Origin of the sequence: Sandaracinobacteroides hominis, from assembly GCF_016464365.1 — a bacterium.
Lineage (GTDB): Bacteria > Pseudomonadota > Alphaproteobacteria > Sphingomonadales > Sphingomonadaceae > Sandaracinobacteroides > Sandaracinobacteroides hominis.
Genome location: NZ_JADCUC010000003.1, coordinates 301,303 through 318,742, shown reverse-complemented (window position 1 = coordinate 318,742; position 17,440 = coordinate 301,303). Strand labels below are relative to the sequence as shown.

At 66.6% G+C, this 17,440-nt stretch carries 16 protein-coding genes; 4 read left to right on the top strand and 12 right to left on the bottom strand.

Annotation, left to right across the window (positions count from 1 at the left end; translation table 11 throughout):
- Nucleotides 1–42: 42 nt before the first annotated feature.
- The 4 genes from IM784_RS08855 to gyrA form a co-directional block, all read right to left on the bottom strand.
- Nucleotides 43–945, bottom strand: coding sequence for a UDP-2,3-diacylglucosamine diphosphatase (locus tag IM784_RS08855; protein WP_408015286.1), 903 nt, complete (start codon nt 943–945; stop codon nt 43–45).
- 91 nt (nt 946–1,036) lie between these two features.
- Entirely contained in the window at nt 1,037–2,047 is a 1,011-nt protein-coding gene (locus IM784_RS08850) for an NAD(P)H-dependent glycerol-3-phosphate dehydrogenase (RefSeq protein ID WP_199554946.1), read from the bottom strand.
- Entirely contained in the window at nt 2,044–3,078 is a 1,035-nt protein-coding gene (gene tsaD / locus IM784_RS08845) for a tRNA (adenosine(37)-N6)-threonylcarbamoyltransferase complex transferase subunit TsaD (RefSeq protein ID WP_199554945.1), read from the bottom strand. Before tsaD ends, IM784_RS08850 begins: the two co-directional genes overlap by 4 nt.
- Nucleotides 3,075–5,798 carry a DNA gyrase subunit A gene (gene gyrA / locus IM784_RS08840; protein ID WP_199554944.1) on the bottom strand — a complete coding sequence of 908 codons (2,724 nt, stop codon included), beginning with the start codon at nt 5,796–5,798 and terminating at the stop codon, nt 3,075–3,077. The genes tsaD and gyrA overlap by 4 nt, the downstream gene beginning before the upstream one ends.
- A 103-nt stretch (nt 5,799–5,901) precedes the next feature.
- Here gyrA and IM784_RS08835 point away from each other — a divergent pair, with 103 nt between their 5' ends.
- Nucleotides 5,902–6,528: a hypothetical protein gene (locus tag IM784_RS08835; RefSeq protein ID WP_199554943.1), complete on the top strand. Its 627-nt coding sequence runs from the start codon at nt 5,902–5,904 to the stop codon at nt 6,526–6,528.
- 62 nt (nt 6,529–6,590) lie between these two features.
- Here the strand turns inward: IM784_RS08835 and IM784_RS08830 are convergent, their stop codons facing one another.
- From IM784_RS08830 to serS, 3 genes are all read right to left on the bottom strand, one after another.
- Entirely contained in the window at nt 6,591–7,499 is a 909-nt protein-coding gene (locus tag IM784_RS08830; protein ID WP_199554942.1) for a peptidoglycan DD-metalloendopeptidase family protein, read from the bottom strand.
- 340 nt (nt 7,500–7,839) lie between these two features.
- Complete coding sequence (gene surE / locus IM784_RS08825) at nt 7,840–8,598, bottom strand: 5'/3'-nucleotidase SurE (protein WP_199554941.1); 759 nt, start codon at nt 8,596–8,598, stop codon at nt 7,840–7,842.
- Between the two features lie 11 nt (nt 8,599–8,609).
- The gene (gene serS / locus IM784_RS08820) at nt 8,610–9,878 is read right to left on the bottom strand and encodes a serine--tRNA ligase (protein ID WP_199554940.1); all 1,269 of its coding nucleotides are present in this window, start codon (nt 9,876–9,878) and stop codon (nt 8,610–8,612) included.
- A gap of 153 nt (nt 9,879–10,031) precedes the next feature.
- Here serS and IM784_RS08815 point away from each other — a divergent pair, with 153 nt between their 5' ends.
- A complete protein-coding gene (locus tag IM784_RS08815) occupies nt 10,032–10,781 on the top strand; it encodes an SDR family NAD(P)-dependent oxidoreductase (protein ID WP_199554939.1) in 750 nt (249 codons plus the stop codon).
- Nucleotides 10,782–10,950: 169 nt separating this feature from the next.
- Here IM784_RS08815 and IM784_RS08810 read toward each other — a convergent pair whose 3' ends face one another.
- On the bottom strand, nt 10,951–13,002 hold the full coding sequence (locus tag IM784_RS08810; RefSeq protein ID WP_199554938.1) for a TonB-dependent receptor plug domain-containing protein: 2,052 nt from the start codon (nt 13,000–13,002) through the stop codon (nt 10,951–10,953).
- A gap of 135 nt (nt 13,003–13,137) precedes the next feature.
- Entirely contained in the window at nt 13,138–14,166 is a 1,029-nt protein-coding gene (gene ruvB / locus IM784_RS08805) for a Holliday junction branch migration DNA helicase RuvB (RefSeq protein ID WP_199554937.1), read from the bottom strand.
- A gap of 34 nt (nt 14,167–14,200) precedes the next feature.
- Here ruvB and IM784_RS08800 point away from each other — a divergent pair, with 34 nt between their 5' ends.
- Both IM784_RS08800 and IM784_RS08795 read left to right on the top strand, forming a co-directional pair.
- Nucleotides 14,201–15,313 (top strand): dipeptidase, encoded by a 1,113-nt coding sequence (locus IM784_RS08800; RefSeq protein ID WP_199554936.1) that lies wholly within the window; start codon nt 14,201–14,203, stop codon nt 15,311–15,313.
- Between the two features lies 1 nt (nt 15,314).
- Nucleotides 15,315–15,584, top strand: coding sequence for a putative hemolysin (locus tag IM784_RS08795; protein WP_199554935.1), 270 nt, complete (start codon nt 15,315–15,317; stop codon nt 15,582–15,584).
- Here IM784_RS08795 and ruvA read toward each other — a convergent pair.
- The 3 genes from ruvA to IM784_RS08780 are packed head-to-tail and all read right to left on the bottom strand — an operon-like array spanning nt 15,550 to nt 17,434.
- Nucleotides 15,550–16,197, bottom strand: a complete 648-nt coding sequence (gene ruvA / locus IM784_RS08790) for a Holliday junction branch migration protein RuvA (protein WP_199554934.1) — start codon at nt 16,195–16,197, stop codon at nt 15,550–15,552. The two genes, IM784_RS08795 and ruvA, sit on opposite strands and share 35 nt — an antisense overlap.
- Nucleotides 16,194–16,676, bottom strand: a complete 483-nt coding sequence (gene ruvC / locus IM784_RS08785) for a crossover junction endodeoxyribonuclease RuvC (RefSeq protein ID WP_199555078.1) — start codon at nt 16,674–16,676, stop codon at nt 16,194–16,196. The genes ruvA and ruvC overlap by 4 nt, the downstream gene beginning before the upstream one ends.
- 17 nt (nt 16,677–16,693) lie before the next feature.
- Entirely contained in the window at nt 16,694–17,434 is a 741-nt protein-coding gene (locus IM784_RS08780) for a YebC/PmpR family DNA-binding transcriptional regulator (protein ID WP_199554933.1), read from the bottom strand.
- Nucleotides 17,435–17,440: the final 6 nt, after the last annotated feature.

Here is a 17,440-nt window from a genome sequence, read left to right as displayed (position 1 = left end):
GGCGCCGGCGCGCAGTCGCGCTTGCGGCAGGCGTGCCGCCGATCATCCTACCGGCACCAGCGCCCGGCGCGTGCGGGCATTGGCCTCGGACCGAACCTTCTCGGCCCAGTCCAGAATCTCCATCCGCCCATCGCCGAATTCCACCAGCGCCGTGCAGCTCTCCACCCAGTCTCCGTCGTTGTAATAGGTGATGTCGCCGAACTGGCGGATTTCGGCGCAATGGATATGCCCGCAGACAACCCCGTCGGCCCCACGCTCACGCGCGGCATGCGCCACCGCCTCCTCATAGCGGCAGACATATTCCACCGCGTTCTTCACCTTCTTCTTCAGATGCGCGGAAAGCGACCAATAAGGCAGGCCGAACTGCCGCCGGCACCAGTTGAAGCCGACGTTCAGCTTCAACAGCGCGACATAGGCATGGTCCCCGGCAAAGGCGAGCCAGCGGTGATACAGCACCACCCCGTCGAACTCGTCGCCGTGCAGCACCAGCAGCTTGCGCCCGTCCGCCGTCTCATGGATCGCCTCGGGCATGATCTCGATATCGCCAAAGCCGAGGCCAATGAAATCGCGCAGCACTTCGTCATGATTTCCAGGCACATAGATCACCCGCGTGCCCTTCTTCGCCATCTTCAGCACCCGGCGCACCACATCATTGTGCCGCGTCGGCCAGAACCACCCCCGCTTCAGCCGCCAGCCGTCGATGATGTCGCCCACCAGATACAGCGTCTCGCACTCGATGGATTTCAGGAAATCGAACAGCAGCTCGGCGTTGCAGCCCGACGTCCCAAGATGCGTGTCGGAAATGAACACCGTGCGGAACCGCAGCCTGCGATGCGGCATCTCGTCGTCCGGTGCATCCAGCCATTCGGGCGTTGGGCCACCCCTGCGTGGTGGCGGCGCACCCGCATCGGCACTGCGAAGTTCAAACGGAATGACGCTGGCCATGCAATCGCCCCTTCAGCTGGTGGGTCAGCAATTGCCTGAGCGCTATATATGGAAGCCGTGACCCGCGAGTTACCGGGCCATTGCGGAAACGTTACAGCCCTTCGGCCCGTTGGCCCGAAGAGGAAGGGCCTTCGGCCTTCAGCGGGCGGCTCAACAGCCGCTTCACCACCTCGGTCACATTGGCTCGCCCCGCCAGCAGATCGGCGACAGCGGCCGAAATCGGCATGTCCACACCAGCTGCCTTCGCCGCCTCCAGCAGCACGGGCGCCGTCGCCGCCCCCTCCGCAACCGACAGCTTGCCGGAAAGCGCCTGCTCCGCCGTCTGCCCCTGCCCCAGCGCCATCCCCAAAGACATGTTGCGCGATTGCGTCGAGCCGCAGGTCAGCACCAGATCACCCAGCCCGGAAAGCCCGGCCAGTGTCTCCGCCCGCCCGCCCCGCGCCACACCAAAGCGCGTCATCTCGGCAAATCCGCGCGCAAGGATGGCGGCGCGCGCATTCTCGCCAAGGCCCGCCCCGATCACCACGCCACAGGCAATCGCCAGCACATTCTTCACCGCCCCGCCGATCTCGGCGCCGACGATATCGTCCGAGGCATAGGGCCGGAACGTAGGCCGGGCGATCCGCTCCGCCAGCGCCGCCGCTTGCCGCTCGGTCGCAGCCGCCAGCGTCACAGCCGTAGGCAAGCCCCGCGCCGTCTCCGCCGCAAAACTAGGCCCCGAAAGCACGGCAAGCGCTGCCCCCGGCGCCGCATCCGCCGCAACCTCTGCCATCAGCCGGTGCGAACCGGCCTCAATTCCCTTGGCGCACAGCAGCAGGGTAGGGCGCCCCTCCAGCGGAGCCTCCGCCAGAACCCGCCCCAGAAACTGCGCCGGTGGCACCACCAGCCACAAATCGCTGGCCGCCAGATCGCCCAATGCCGAAGTCGCCCGCACCCGGGGGCTCAGCGTCACACCCGGCAGAAACAATGTATTTTCATGGCCCGAGTTGATGGCCTCCACCACCTCCGGCTCGCGCGCCCAGATCAGTACATCCTCGTCCAGCGCCATCGCATTCGCCAGCGCCGTCCCCCACGCCCCTGCGCCGACAACTGCTATGCTCACGCCTTCACTCCCGCCCCACGCGCCGGTTCCGCATTCGGATCCAGCGGCCAGCGCGGCCGCGCCTGCGGATCGGGCTCCGGCGCAAACCCGGCCGCGATCCGCTCCTGCGCCGCCCAGCCGATCATCGCCGCATTATCGGTGCACAACCGCTGCGGCGGCGCAATGAACGGCAGCCCGTATTTGCCCGCCAACGCCTCCAGCGCCGCCCGCACGGCGCCATTCGCGGCAACACCGCCGGCCACCACCAGCGCCGTCGCCTCCGGCATTGCCTGCAGTGCCAGCCGCGTGCGGTCGGCCAGGCAGTCCGTCACCGCAGCCTGAAAGCTCGCCGCCACATCGGCCGTCTCATATTTGCCGCTCTGAACGGCCCGCAAAACCGCAGTCTTCAACCCGGCAAAGCTGAAATGCGGCTCGCCCGACCCCACCAAAGGCCTCGGCAGCGGCACCGCCCTCGGGTTTCCCGCGCGCGCCGCCCGCTCCACCGCCGGGCCGCCGGGAAAGCCCAGCCCCAGCATCTTCGCCACCTTGTCAAAGGCCTCGCCCGCGGCATCGTCGATCGTCGTCGCCAGCCGCCGATAGCGGTCCACGCCGTCCACAGCGATCAGCTGGCAATGCCCGCCCGACACCAGCAGCAGCAGATAGGGAAACTGCAAGTCCGGTGCGATCAAACGCGGAGACAGGGCATGCCCCTCCAGATGGTTCACGCCCCACAAGGGCTTCCCAGTCGCAAAGGCCAAAGCCTTGCCCGTCACCAGCCCCACCATCACCCCGCCGATGAGGCCGGGGCCGGATGTGGCGGCAATCGCATCGACATCGGCAAGGGTAACGCCGGCATCCGCCAGCACCGCTTCCACCATCGGCGCCAGCCGCTCGGCATGCGCCCGTGCCGCCAGCTCCGGAACCACCCCGCCAAAGGGCCGATGCTCTTCCTCCTGGCTGGCAATCCGCTCGGCCAGCACCCGTCGATCGGCCGTCACCAGCGCGACGGCCGTCTCGTCGCAGCTGGATTCAATGCCCAGCACGAGTGTCATTCGGGAGCGGCCTCACCCTCCGGCGCTTCGCTCACCTCTTCTTCGGCCTCCTCGTCGCTTTCGCGGATGCGTGCGGCCGAAACTACATGCTCGTCGTCGGCCACCTTGAACAGGGTAACCCCCTGCGTCGCCCGCCCGGCGATGCGGATGGTGTTCACCACCGTCCGGATCAGCTTGCCCTGATCCGTCACCAGCATCAGCTGCTCGGTCGGCTCCACCGGGAAGCTCGCCACCACCAGCCCGTTCCGCTCCGAGGTGTCGATGTTGGCGATGCCCTGGCCGCCCCGATTGGCACGGCGATATTCATAGGCGGAGCTGCGCTTGCCATAGCCATTCGCTGTGATCGTCAGGATGAACTGCTCGGCTTCCGCCATCTGCGCAAAGCGCTCTTCGGAAATGCCTTCCAGCGGCGCCGGCTCGCTCTTCCAGGCAGCCGACTTCAGGTAGAACTCGCGTTCTTCCGTCGTGGTGCCCACGCGCCGCAGAACCGACAGCGAAATCACTTCGTCGTCGGCCTTCAGATCGATGCCGCGCACCCCGGTAGAGGTGCGGCTCTGGAATTCGCGCACGTCCGTCACCTTGAACCGGATCGCCTTGCCCGACCGCGCCGCCAGCAGGATGTCCTGCGACTCATGGCACAGCGCCACGCCGATCAGCCGGTCGCTGCTTTCGTCTTCAAAGCGGATCGCCAGCTTGCCGTTGCTGGGCACGTTCGCAAAGGCATCCATGCTGTTCCGCCGCACATTTCCCTTCGCAGTCGCGAACATCACGTGCAGCTGGCTCCATTCCGCCTCATCCTCGGGCAGCGGCAGCACGGTCGAAATGCTTTCGCCAGGCTCCAGCGGCAACAGGTTCGCCATCGCCCGGCCCTTGGTCTGCGGCGTGCCCTCGGGCAGCTTGTACACCTTCATCCGGTATACCTTGCCAAAGGTCGAGAAGAACAGCACCGGCGCATGCGTCATCGCGACGAACAGCTCGGTGATGACATCGTCTTCCTTGGTCGCCATGCCGGTGCGGCCCTTGCCGCCACGCTTCTGCGCCCGATAGCTGTCCAGCGACACGCGCTTGATCCAGCCCGAATGGGTCACGGTCACCACCATGTCCTCGCGGGCGATCAGGTCCTCGTCGTCGACATCGTCGGCCTGCACGATCAGGCTGCGGCGCGGAGTCGCGAACTGGTCGCGCACCGCCTGCAGCTCCTCGCGCATCACCTGCTCCAGCCGCGCCCGGCTGCCCAGAATGTCCAGCAGGTCGGTGATGGTCGCAGCCAGCTCTTCCAGCTCGCTGCCGATCTCGTCGCGGCCCAGCGCCGTCAGCCGATGCAGGCGCAGGTCCAGGATGGCGCGAACCTGCAGCTCCGACAGGCGATAGGTGCCGCCGGTCAGGTCCTCGCCTTCCAGCTCCAGCTCGGCGTCGTCCACCAGCTTCAGATAGGGGGCGACCTGCTCGGCCGGCCAGTCGCGCGCCAGCAGCGCCTCGCGCGCGTCGGCAGGCGAAGCGGCGCCGCGGATCGTCGCCACCACTTCGTCCAGATTGGCAACCGCAATCACCAGCCCTAGCAACAGATGCGCCCGCTCACGCGCCTTGCGCAGCAGGAAGCGCGACCGCCGCCCGATCACTTCCTCGCGGAAAGTGATGAAGGCCTCGATGACATCGCGCAGGCTCAGCTGCTCCGGCCGCCCGCCGCGCAGCGCCAGCATGTTCACCGCAAAGCTCGATTGCGCCGGGGTGTGCCGCCACAGCTGGTTCAGCACCACGTCCTGCACGGCGTCGCGCTTCAGCTCCAGCACGATGCGCACGCCCTCGCGGTTGGATTCATCGCGCAGGTCGGAAACGCCCTCGATGCGCTTGTCCTTCACCGCGTCGGCGATCTTCTCCACCAGTCCAGCCTTGCCCACCTGATAGGGGATTGCCGTCAGCACGATCTGCTGGCCGGTGCCGCGACGTTCCTCGATCACATGGCTGCTGCGCATCAGGATCGAGCCACGGCCCGTCGTCATCGCGCTGGCGATGCCGCCGGTGCGCAGGATCAGCGCACCCGTAGGGAAATCGGGCGCCGGCACATGCTCCATCAGCGCCTCGGCGGAAATCGCCCGGTCGTCCAGATAGGCAAAGCAGGCATCGATCACTTCGCCCAGATTATGCGGGGCGATGTTGGTCGCCATGCCGACGGCAATGCCGCCGGCGCCGTTCACCAGCAGGTTCGGAAAGCGCGCCGGCAGCACCGACGGCTCGATTTCCTGCCCGTCATAGTTGGGAACGAAATCGACGGTTTCCTTGTCGAGATCGTCCAGCAGCGCTTCCGCCGCCTTGCTCAGCCGCGCTTCGGTATAGCGCATGGCGGCCGGCGGATCGGGGTCCATGCTGCCGAAATTGCCCTGGCCGTCGATCAGCGTCAGCCGCATCGACCAGTCCTGCGCCATCCGCGCCAGGGCGTCATAGATCGCGCTGTCGCCGTGCGGGTGATATTTACCCATCACGTCACCGACGATCCGCGCCGACTTGCGGAACGGCTTGCCGCTGGTGAACCCGTTCTCCTGGCTCGCAAACAGGATGCGCCGGTGAACCGGCTTCAGGCCATCACGCACATCGGGCAGCGCCCGCGAAACAATGACCGACATCGCATAGTCGAGATACGAGGAACGCATCTCGTCGACGAGGTTGATGGGCGCAATATCGGAGCCCGGAACCGGGGCGGCAGTGTCATTCGTGTCGGACATCGCAACCCTCTAGTCGGACATGCGACGGTTTGAAAGCTCACACCATTGGAAAGAGCGCAAAGGCGGGGCATGGTGCGCGCGAAACAGCCAGGGGATTGACCGAATGCGTGTTGCAGCTTCCATTTTCGCTCTTGCCGCGCTGGCCGCGCCCGCCGCCGCGCAAAACAGCCACTGCTCCACGCTGCCCGCCTCCGCCCGCGTCGAAGTGCGCGGGCCGGATAATGTCATCCCCGCCCAGCTCACCCCGCGCGGCTTCACCTGCCCGCGCGGCTTCACCAGCGAAACGGTCGGCCCGGTCACCCGCTGCCGCCAGCCCGGCCCGGCCCGTGTCGAGCAGCGCGAGCCGCGCCGCGATTGTTACGCCTCGCTTCAAATCGGCCCCGTCCGCGCCATCACCGGGCAAAAGCGCCCGACGATGCAGTGCCCGACCAACCCGTCGATCGACAATGTCATCGCCGTCCGCGGCCGCAACGCCGGCTGGCAGGATATCACCCTCACCGCGCCACCGTCGGCCGGCGTCACCATCACCCACCTGCGCACCTCTGGCGGCCGCATACCGGCGGCCGAGGATCCCACCGTGCAGGATTGCTTCCCGCACGATTGCCGCCTGATCCGCCTGACGACGCGCCCGGGCACGCCCAGCCGCCTCGACCTGACTCTGGCGACGCCGGACAATGCCGCAACCACGTCGGTGACGGTAAACACAGAGGCAGTCTGCCCCGGCAGGTAAAGCGCATGTTCCGATGCTGCCGGAACGGCAGACCCGGAAACCCATGCGGAAAAAAGAAACGGCTATTTCGGCAGGTACAGCAGCGGGTCCAGCGCCCGCCGCCCCTGCCGCACCTGGAACAGCAGCTGCGGCTCGTGGGCGCTGCCGCTGCTCCCCGCCCGCGCGATCGGCTGGCCGCGCTGCACCTTGGCGCCGCGGTCAGCCAGCGCATCCTCCAGATGTCCATAGGCGGTGATCGTGCCGCCCGGATGCCGCACCAGCATCATCAGCCCATAGCTGGCAATCGCATCGCCCACATACAGCACTTCGCCATCCGCTGCAGATCGCACCGGCGCCCCACGTAACGTCTTGATGCTGATGCCGTCGTTCACCCGCCCGTTCGACTTCGGCCCAAAGCGCGACAGGATCACCCGCCCATCGGTAGGCCAGGCCAGCGGCGGCACATTCGCCAGCTGAACCGGGGCAGGGGGCACCACGCCCGCAGGCGCCGCCGGCCGCTGCCGTGCCCCGCTCTCGGCGGGCGCCGATCCGGTGATCACATCGTCTATGTCCAGCGAAAAGGCGGCCGCCTGCTGTTCCGGCGTTCCAGGCTTCCCCGGCTTCGGCGCCGGGCGCGGGGACTGTCCGGTGCTTGCCTGCTGGGCGGGCGCCATCGGAATGAAGATCGCCTGCCCCACCTGCAGTACCGCCTCGCGGTCGAAGGAATTGGCAGCGGCGATCCGGCTCCAGTTCACGCCATAGGCACGCGCGATGGCAATGCCGGTCTCGCCAGACTTCACGATGTGCCGTCGGCCCCCAGGCACCGCCACGCCATCGGCCTTTGCCGGCACCGCCTGCCAGCGCGGCTTCTGCGGTTGCGGCGCGACCGGCTGGCGCATCGGCGGCCGCGCTGCCCCCGCCTTCGGCTTGGGGGGCGAAGGGGCGGCGCAGGCGGCCAGCAGCAGCGGCAGGAGCAGAAGCAGGAAACGCACGCCCCGCCATAGCGAACGCAACCGCCAGAGGGAATCCCGCGCATCGCCAGACCGAGACAGACAGGAGACGAGAATGGTGAATCCGCCAGCAAATCCAACGACTCGTCGGGATTCTTTACAAAGCCTAAATCCGCATTCCCAAGCCTGTTTCGTCAACAGATTGAAAAACAAGGGATATCAAAAATTTCCTGCACTTGGCACGACACATGCATTCCAATGGGGGTCGGCGGGGGCAAATCGCCGGCACGAGACTGGTTCGTCACCAAGAAGAATCGTCACGGCAGGGGTGGCAACGCGGGGGCGTTGCCACCCCTTTCGATATCAGCCTCCCCGGTTAGGATTATTCGCCCAGCTTCGCCTTCAGGGCTGCCATGGTCTGCCGATGCGTCATGTCCAGATGCAGCGGCGTTACAGACACATAGCCGTCGCGGATCGCCTCCAGGTCGGTGCAATGCCCCGGCGTTTCCACTTCGCGCCCATAGCCGAACCAGTAATAGGGAAATCCGCGCGGATCGGTGCGCGCATCGATGCGGATATGGCCGTAATCGCGGAAACCCTGCTCGGTCACTCGCACGCCCGCGGGCAGCGGCACCGGCGGGAAGTTCACGTTCACCAGGATTCCGTCGCCCCAATCGGCGGCGGCGATATTGCGGATGATGTCCGGCCCCATCGCCTCGGCCCCGGCAAAGCTCTCCCGGCCATGCGTATAATCCGCCATCGCCTGCGACAGCGCGATCGAGCGGATGCCGGCCAAAGTCCCTTCCATCGCCGCCGAAACGGTGCCGGAATAGGTCACGTCCTCCGCCAGGTTCGGCCCGCGGTTCACGCCCGACAGGATAAGGTCCGGCTTCAGCCCGCCCATCAGATGCCCCAGCGCCATCATCACGCTGTCCGTCGGCGTGCCGGCCACGGCGAACTTCCGCTCCCCCAGCTGCCGCACGCGGATGGGCCGCGTCAGCGTCAGCGAATGCCCGGCCCCCGATTGCTCCTCCGCCGGCGCCACCACCCACACATCGTCGGAAATCTGGGCGGCAATCCGCTCCAGGGCTGCAAAACCCGGCGCGTTTATGCCGTCGTCGTTGGTCAGGAGAATACGCATGAAATCTCGCTTCAGCTGGTGGGGATCAGGGCCTCGATACCGCCCATATAGGGCTTCAGCGCGTCAGGTATCCTGACGCTTCCGTCCGGCTGCTGGTAATTTTCCAGCACCGCCACCAGCGCCCGGCCCACCGCCAGCCCCGATCCGTTCAGCGTGTGCACGAATTGCGTGCCCTTCTCACCCTTCACCCGGAAGCGCGCATCCATCCGCCGCGCCTGAAAATCCCCGCACTGGGAGATCGAGGAAATCTCCCGATAGGCCCCCGCACCCGGCAGCCACACTTCCAGATCATAGGTCTTGCGCGCGGTGAACCCCATGTCGCCGGTGCACAGCAGCATCCGCCGATAGGGCAGCTCCAGCGCCTCCAATATGGCCTCCGCCGCCAGCAGCATCTTCTCATGCTCGGGGTCCGCTGCCTCCGGCGCGCAGATCGTCACCAGCTCCACCTTCTCGAACTGGTGCTGGCGGATCAGCCCGCGCGTGTCCTTCCCCGCAGCTCCCGCCTCACTCCGGAAGCAAGGCGTCAAAGCGGCCAGCCGCAACGGCAGCTCTTCGCCGTCCAAAATCTGCTCGCGCACAAGATTGGTCAGCGAAACCTCTGCAGTGGGGATCAGCCAGCGCCCGTCAATGGTGTTGAAGCTGTCCTCTGCAAACTTCGGCAATTGCCCGGTGCCGAACATCGCATCGCTCTTCACCAGCAACGGCACCACCGTCTCGCGCCAACCGGCCGCCACCTGCCGGTCCAGCATGAACTGCCCCAGCGCCCGATGCAGCCGCGCCAGCTGCCCCTCCAGCACCATGAAGCGGGCACCGGCCACCTTGGCCGCCGCATCCGGGTTGGAGCCAAGCCTCGCCGCCAGCGCATCATGCTCCGCGCCGCCATTGCGGGGCGTGCCCCAGCGCTTCTCCTCCACATTGCCATGCTCGTCGCTGCCGGCAGGCACTTCCGGCAACGGCTGGTTCGGCAGCGCGGAAACCAGCGCGTCGACCACTTCCGCCGCTTCGCGCTCCTCGGCCTCGCCATCAGCGATCACGATCTTCAGCTCGGCCACCTCTGCCATCAGCGCATCCGCCGTCGCATTGTCCTTCGCCGCCTTGGCCGCACCAATCGCGCGCGAGGCATCGTTGCGCCGCGCCAGCGCCGCCTGCAGCGCCGTCTGCGCCGCCCGCAGCCGGGCATCGGCAGCGAGCACCGCCGCCGAGGCATCGGCCACGCCCCGCCGGGCAAGCGCTGCGTCGAATGCGGCTGGATCCGCGCGAAGGGTCTTCAGGTCATGCATGGGGCAAGGCCTATGGCGTCGGGCGCGCTACCACGCAATATCCGGCATGTCGGTCGAGGCCTGCCCCGGAACCGTCCCCACCCCAATCGCCTCTTTTCATAGTGGGTCGCCCCGCCAGCACGGCCTAGCCTCCACCGCGAAGGAGAGAGACACATGGCATCGCAATCGGTTTCAGGCCTGAAGGCCGTGGTCACAGGCGCGGGCAGCGGCATGGGCGCAGCAACCGCCCGCCTGCTGGCCGAAGGCGGCGCAACCGTCGCCGTAACCGACGTAAACCTGGCCTCAGCCGAAGCCGTCGCCAGCGCCATAGGAGCGCGCGCCTTCCACCTCGACGTAGGCGACCCGGCCAGCGTAACCAACACCCTCGCCGAAATCGCCGAATGGGCCGGCGGCCTCGACATCCTCGTCAACAACGCCGGCATCTCCGGCTTCCTCCCCATCGATCACGACGATTACGAGGCGCTGTGGGAACGCATCGTCCGCATCAACGCCACCGGCGAAATGCGCGTGATCCGCGCCGCGCTCCCACACCTCCGCCGCTCCGCCAGCCCGCGCATCGTCAACATCGCCTCCACCGAAGCTCTCGGCGCCACCGCCCTCGACAGCGCCTACTGCGCCGCCAAAGCCGCCGTCACCGGCCTCACCCGAGGCCTCGCCGTCGAACTCGGCAAGGAAGGCATCACCGTCAACTGCATCTGCCCCGGCCCCATAGACACCGGCATGACCGCCGACGTCCCCGAAGCCGACAAGCAACTCTATGCAAAACGCCGCACGGCACTCCGCCGCTACGGCCGCCCCGAAGAAGTCGCCCACATGACAGTCGCTCTATGCCAACCCGGCGCCAGCTTCATCACCGGCGCGACGATCCCCGTCGATGGCGGGCTGATGGCTAGGAACGCGTGAGGGGAAGAACGAAGGGGCTCCGCCCCTTCACCCCGGCAGGGAAATGATTTCCCTGCACCCGCAATAGTTGAGTCCGCTTCAAAATTGCCGGTTGTGGTTCCGGAAACATAATTGCCTGCGGCGCTGGGCAGAGCCCTGCCCGCCGGAGGCAAACACTTCCCCCGCGCCGCTACCCGAACGTCCGCTTCAACGTCAGCGACACCGTCTGCCCCTCCTGTCGCATCCGGAACTCCCGCATCACCGGATCCGGGCTCGACCGATCCGGCGCGTAGAAGGTGCGGTCGCGATAGAAGTGCAGGTCCAGCAGGTTCACCACGCGTGCTGTCAGCGTCGTGCGTTTGTCGGGCCGGAATTCGGCGAACACGTCTATCCACGGGTCCTGCCGATAGTTGAAATCCTCTTCGTTCCGCCAGAACTGGGTGGAGCCGGTGTTGGCATAGGCGTCCACCCCCCAGGCAAACTTGCCCAGATCCTGTCGGAAGTTCACGTCCAGCAGCCACAGCGTATAGTTGGTGAAGTGGCGGTGCTTCTGTGTGTAGGGGTCCACCACGCTCGTATCCATCAACGAGAAGCGGACGTTCAGCCGCCCGCCGGTGATGCCCAGGTCGTTCAGCGGCGCGTCCATGTTCAGCCGGGCGATCTTCACCGTGCCCGAGCCCAGATTGCCCGGCGCGTCCAGACCGTCTTCCACCGGAATCCGGTCCTGCACATTCTGCACGAAGTTCATGCCCAGTTCGCCGCGGATAACGCCCGATCCGAGGAACGGCCGTTCCGCCGTCACCAGAAATTCCCAGGCCGTCTGCGGCACCAGGTCGGCGTTGCCGCCGGTCACCCGGTCGTTGGTCAGCTCGGCAAAGCTGATGAAGTCGCCGAAGTTCAGCTGGTTGACGGTGCGCTCCACTTTCCCCTGCAGCGCCCATTTCCCCGTCCGCCAGTCGACGCTGGCTTTCGGTTTCAGATAGGACAGCGTCCGTTCCGCCTCTGCATCGCCGCTCATCGTCAGCCGCGAGCGTTCGAAGGTCAGCCCCAGGTCGACCCGCAGGCCGGAACCCAGCTTGCGGCCCATGTTCACGAACGGCTCCACGCGGATTTCGCGCACAGTTGCGTTTGCCAGCGGCAGCTCGATCGGCACGCGCCCGCCGCCCGCCTCGATCGAATAGAGGTCGACAGCGCTGTCCAGCCGGTTCAGCACAGCCTCGCCGCCCAGCTCCAGCGACCAGCCGCCGTTCGCCGGCCGCGACCATACCAGCCGCGCCACGCTCTCCGCACTCTCGCTGTCCTGCAGCTGATAATATCCGCCCGTCACCCCCTGATCGACTCCGACCAGCTGGGTATCCTCGCGATATTGCGGCGTGCGCGTCGCCAGCAGGATCAGCTTCATCACCCCGCTGCCCAGCGGCCGGCTGATGTCGCCGCCCAGCTCGAACTGGCGATAGCGGTAATTCTGCTCCAGCTCGTCATCGCGCCCCGGCCCGTCAGCCGGCGTCACCCGATTGTCCTGCCACAGCTGGAAATGCTGTTTGGCAAGGCTGAGGTTCAGGTTGATGCGCTTGTCCGGACCGTCGTCATGGTGCCAGCCGGCGGCGATGCTGCCCTTGGGGTCGTTGGTGGTATTGAACTTCCGCCGCTGCTCCAGCAGTTCGCCCGAAGGCAGGCTGGTGAGGGTATCGGTGCCGAAATTGGTGATCTGGTCGTTGGTATAGTCGAAAGCCAGGTTGAAGCTGGATTTGCCCCGCTTGAGGATCGCCGAGCCATTGCCGTCCACGCGCAGGCCGCCCGATTGCGGCTGCCGCAAGCGCAGGGCGCCGGTGCCCGTCACCCCGGTATCGTCGTTCAGGATCAGGTTCAGCACCTGCGGCTTGCCGGCGAATTCCGCACCGAAGCCGTCACCCGGCCCCACTTCCACCCGCGCCACCCGCGCCGCCGGAATGCGCGCGAGCACAGAGGAAAGCTGCTCGCTCTTGGTGCTCGGCCGCTCGCCATTGATCACCACGTTTCCGGCGGCCTGCCCAAACCCGCGCACCTGCTCGTCGGTATCTTCCAGCCGGAAACCCGGAACCCGCTCCACCAGCTGCAGGGCGGTGGTCGGCGCAAACTGGGTGAAGAAGCCGGCCTGATACAGCGTGCGGTTGCCCACCCGCTCCTGCGCCTGCAGCGGGGCCAGGGGCAAAATCAGAAAGGCAAGCGGCAGAAGCCTGCCGCCGGCAGTGAAAACGGACATGAAATGGATTATCCCTGAACGCGTATCTCTTGTTACGACCCTCAAAGCCGCGATCGGCCTTGCGAACAACCGTCGTTCGATGAACGCCGTTCGTCGAACAGAGTGGGGTTTGTGGCTCCGGCCGAACGCTTCCCGTCAGTCGCCCTCGTCCAGCGGTAGCACCGTCTGCGCGGCCGGCACCCTGAGCCCCAGATGCGCCCAGGCCGGCGCGTTCAGCACCCGCCCGCGCGCCGTCCGCGCCACCAGCCCGGTCTGGATCAGATAGGGCTCCACGACATCCTCCAGCGTATCGCGCGCTTCGGAAAGCCCCGCCGCCAAGGTCTCGATCCCCACCGGCCCGCCCTTATACAGGTCGGCGATCATCCACAGGTAGCGCCGGTCCTGCGCATCCAGCCCCAGCCGGTCCACCTCCAGCCGCGACAGCGACTGGTCGGCAAAGCCTGCGTCCACCGGCTCGGCGCGCGTGGCCGCAAAATCCCGCACCCGCCGCAGCAACCGCCCGGCAATCCGCGGGGTCCCCCGCGCCCGCCGCGCAATCTCCCGTGCGCCATCCTCGGTCAGCTGCAGGTCCAGCAGCCGCGCCGCCCGCGTCACCACCGAATGCAGCTCTGCCTCGGTATAGAAAATCAGCCGGATCGGAATCCCGAAGCGGTCGCGCAACGGTTGCGTCACCAGCCCCGCCCGTGTCGTCGCCCCCACCAGCGTGAAGGGCGGCAGATCGATCCGCACCGAACGCGCCGAAGGCCCCTCGCCGATCATCAGGTCCAGCGCCCGGTCCTCCATCGCCGGATAGAGGATTTCCTCCACATGCGGCGCCAGCCGATGGATCTCGTCGATGAACAGCACATCGTTCGGCTCCAGGTTGGTCAGCAGCGCCGCCAGATCCCCGGCCTTGGCGATCACCGGCCCGGAAGTGGCGCGAAACCCCACCCCCAGCTCGCGCGCCACAATCTGCGCCAGCGTCGTCTTCCCCAGCCCCGGGGGGCCAGCCAGCAAGACATGGTCCAGCGCATCGCCCCGGTGCCGCGCGGCATCGATGAACACGCGCAGATTCTCCCGCGCGGCCTGCTGGCCGACAAATTCGGCCAGGCTCTTCGGGCGCAGCGCCGCATCCGCATCGTCGGCCCTTGCGGCCGGATTGATCAGCCTGTCGGCATCGTCCATGTGAGGTCTGTAGCAGGCAGAAAAGGGGCGACAAGTGCTGACACGGCGGACGATGATGGCGGCAGGCAGCGCCGCGATGCTGGCCCCCTCGATGCTGCGCGCGGCAACCCCCAAATGGTTCGCCAACGCCATCGTCATCGATGGCCTCTCCGGCCTCGGCGATCCCTACGCCCCGGAGGAACAGACCCGCCTGTCCGACCGCGCCATCAAGGAGCTCCGCCAGACAGGAGTCACCGCGCTGCGCACCACCCTCGTCCCCGTCGGCAACCAGCCCGATGTCTGGGAACGGGTGACCGATTTCATGGACAGCATGGATTCGGTCTTCAACGCCAACCCGGATTTCCTGATCAAGGTGAAAACCGCCGCCGACATCGAAACCGCCAGGAAAAGCGGCAAGCTCGGCATAATCTACGGCACCCAGGACACGTCGATGGTCGGCACCGATCTCGACCGGCTGAAGACCATGAAGGAACGCGGCGTCGGCGCCGTCCAGCTCACCTACAATCTCCGCAACCTCTCCGGAGACGGCTCGCTCGAGCCCGACAACGCCGGCCTCTCGCGGCTCGCCAAGGCCACCATCGAGCGCATCGAGGCCGAGAAGATGCTCTTCGACCTCAGCCACGGCGGCGCCCGCACCATCCGCGAAGGCATCGCCCAAGCCAAACGACCGCTCACCATCAGTCACACCGGCTGCCGCGACCTGCACGACAATCCCCGCAACGTCTTCGACGCAGACATGAAGGCCGTCGCCGACAAGGGCGGCGTGGTGGGCATCTATTTCATGCCCTTCCTCGTCGCCAGTTCGCAGCCCACCACCGCCGATGTCGTCACCCACATCGAACATGCGTGGAAGGTGTGCGGCGAGGATCATGTAGGCATCGGCACCGACAACGGCCCACTCCCCCGCGTAATCGACGACGAAGCCCGCAAGGCCGCCCGCGAGGACAATGCATATCGCACCAAAATGGGCTTCGCCGCCCCCGGCGAAGGCCCGGACGTCTTCCCGCTGGTGATGGACCTCAATCGCATCGACCGCTTCCAGCACCTGACCGAAGCCCTGGCCGCCCGCGGCCACGGACAGGCAAAACTGGAAAAGCTGCTCGGCGGCAACCTGCTGCGTCTCTATCGCGATGTCTGGGGAGGATAGGATGAAATACGCGCTTCCGGCCGTGCTGCTGCTCGCCGCCTGCTCCCCGAAGCCGGCGGAAAAACCGCCCGAAACGCCAGCGGTTGGCCTCGCCAACCCGGCATCGGTCTATTGCGTCGAAAAGGGCGGCAAGAGCGAAATCCGCACCGAAGCCAACGGCCAGCGCGGCTATTGCCACCTGCCCGACGGCCGGGTTGTGGACGAATGGGACCTCTTCCGAGCTGAGAAAAGCCCGCCTAGCGACTTGCCCGCTTCAGCGCCTCGCGGATAAGCGCCGGCGTCGCCAGTTCGCCCAGCTCGCGCTGCGCCTCGGCAACAGCGCGTGCAGCCTCCGGAGCGCGGAAACCCAGATTCTCCAGCGCCGAAACGGCGTCCGATGCGGCCGAAGCCACCGGCGCCGCCAAAACCGCCGCTGCAGCCGCCAGCTCCGTTCCGGCTCCGGGCAGATCCTTGCCCTTCAACTCTGTCACGATGCGCGCCGCCAGCCGCGGGCCGACCCCATTGGCGCGGGCGATCATCGCCTTGTCCTCCAGCGTCACCACGCGCGCCAGATCCTCCACCGGCACGGCGCCCAGGATCGCCAACCCCACCTTGCCGCCAACGCCCTGCACGCTGGTCAGCTTGCGAAACCACTCCCGCTCGGCTGCCGTCAGGAAGCCGAACAGGGTGATCGAATCTTCGCGCACCTGCGTCTCGATAAACAGGAACACCGGCTGCGGCCGCCCGGCGGCAATATCGCCGATGTTCACATCGCCGATCGGCTGCGCCCGCAAGCGGTCCGCTATCCGCGCCGACACCTGCACCAGATAGCCCACGCCGGCGACCTCGATCACCACATGATCGGCGCCAACATGCTGTGCAAAGCCCTTGAGCGACGCGATCATGCCGCTGCGATCCTTGCCGCCGTCCGCAAATGCGCATGCGCAATCGCCACCGCCAGCGCATCCGCCTCATCCTCGCCCAGCGGCCCGCACCCCGGCAACAGCCGCTGCACCATCGCCATCACCTGCGCCTTTTCCGCCGCCCCGGTGCCGACGATGGCCTTCTTCACCAGCCGCGTCGCATGCTCTGCCACCGGCAGATGCGCCACCGCCAGCAGCACCACGCCCCGCGCCTGCCCCAGCTTCAACGTGCTCTGCGGGTTCTTGTTGACGAACACTTCCTCGACGGCCGCCTCCTGCGGGCCATGCGCGGCCAGAACCGCGCACAGGGCCGCGTGCAGCACCCCCAGCCGGGCCGTCAGCGGTTCTCCGGCCTTTGTCGCAATCGCCCCGTGCGCCACATGCACCAGCCGGTTCCCCTCGGCCTCGATCAGGCCCCAGCCGGTTCGCGACAGGCTCGGGTCAAGGCCGATGATGCGGATCACAGGCCCATTTTTTCTCACAGGTTTGCCAGCACCTCGTCCGGCACGTCGTAATTGCCATAGACATTCTGAACATCGTCCAGGTCTTCCAGCGTGTCGATCATCTTCAGCAGCTGCTGCACGGTATCGGGGCCAACCTCGGTCCATTCCTTCGGCCGCCAGGCAAGCTTGGCACCAGACGATTCGCCCAAAGTCGCTTCCAGCGCCTTCGCCACTTCGTGCAGCGCGTCGGGCGCGGTCCAGATCTCGTGCTCGTCCTCGCCCGATTCCACATCGTCGGCACCGGCTTCCAGCGCCGCTTCAAACACCTTGTCGGCATCGCCGGCGCTCGCCGGATAGGTAATCAGCCCCAGCCGCTCGAACCCGTGCGAAACCGATCCGGAAGAGCCGACATTGCCGCCATTCTTCGAAAAGGCCGTGCGCACATCGGTAGCCGTGCGGTTGCGGTTGTCGGTCAGCGCCTCGACGATCACCGAAACCCCGCCCGGGCCAAAGCCCTCGTAACGGATTTCCTCGTAATTCTCCGCGTCGCCGCCTTCGGCCTTCTTCAGCGCCCGGTCGATATTGTCCTTCGGCATCGAAACGGCCTTCGCCGCCGCGATCACCGCCCGCAAACGGGGGTTGAACGCCGGATCGGCATTGCCGCCCTTCGCCGCCGTGGTGATTTCACGCGCCAGCTTGGAAAACACCTTCGAGCGCTTAGCATCCTGCGCACCCTTGCGGTGCATGATGTTCTTGAATTTGGAATGTCCTGCCATGCGCGC

What these genes read in the sequence shown, in the direction of transcription:
- IM784_RS08835 (WP_199554943.1), top strand. Translation starts at nt 5,902, where the DNA reads ATGCGTGTTGCAGCTTCCATTTTCGCTCTTGCCGCGCTGGCCGCGCCC.
- surE (WP_199554941.1), bottom strand. Translation starts at nt 8,598, where the DNA reads ATGCGTATTCTCCTGACCAACGACGACGGCATAAACGCGCCGGGTTTT.
- IM784_RS08815 (WP_199554939.1), top strand. Translation starts at nt 10,032, where the DNA reads ATGGCATCGCAATCGGTTTCAGGCCTGAAGGCCGTGGTCACAGGCGCG.
- ruvA (WP_199554934.1), bottom strand. Translation starts at nt 16,197, where the DNA reads ATGATCGCGTCGCTCAAGGGCTTTGCACAGCATGTTGGCGCCGATCAT.
- tsaD (WP_199554945.1), bottom strand. Translation starts at nt 3,078, where the DNA reads ATGACACTCGTGCTGGGCATTGAATCCAGCTGCGACGAGACGGCCGTC.
- gyrA (WP_199554944.1), bottom strand. Translation starts at nt 5,798, where the DNA reads ATGTCCGACACGAATGACACTGCCGCCCCGGTTCCGGGCTCCGATATT.
- IM784_RS08855 (WP_408015286.1), bottom strand. Translation starts at nt 945, where the DNA reads ATGGCCAGCGTCATTCCGTTTGAACTTCGCAGTGCCGATGCGGGTGCG.
- IM784_RS08795 (WP_199554935.1), top strand. Translation starts at nt 15,315, where the DNA reads ATGAAATACGCGCTTCCGGCCGTGCTGCTGCTCGCCGCCTGCTCCCCG.
- IM784_RS08810 (WP_199554938.1), bottom strand. Translation starts at nt 13,002, where the DNA reads ATGTCCGTTTTCACTGCCGGCGGCAGGCTTCTGCCGCTTGCCTTTCTG.
- IM784_RS08780 (WP_199554933.1), bottom strand. Translation starts at nt 17,434, where the DNA reads ATGGCAGGACATTCCAAATTCAAGAACATCATGCACCGCAAGGGTGCG.
- ruvB (WP_199554937.1), bottom strand. Translation starts at nt 14,166, where the DNA reads ATGGACGATGCCGACAGGCTGATCAATCCGGCCGCAAGGGCCGACGAT.
- serS (WP_199554940.1), bottom strand. Translation starts at nt 9,878, where the DNA reads ATGCATGACCTGAAGACCCTTCGCGCGGATCCAGCCGCATTCGACGCA.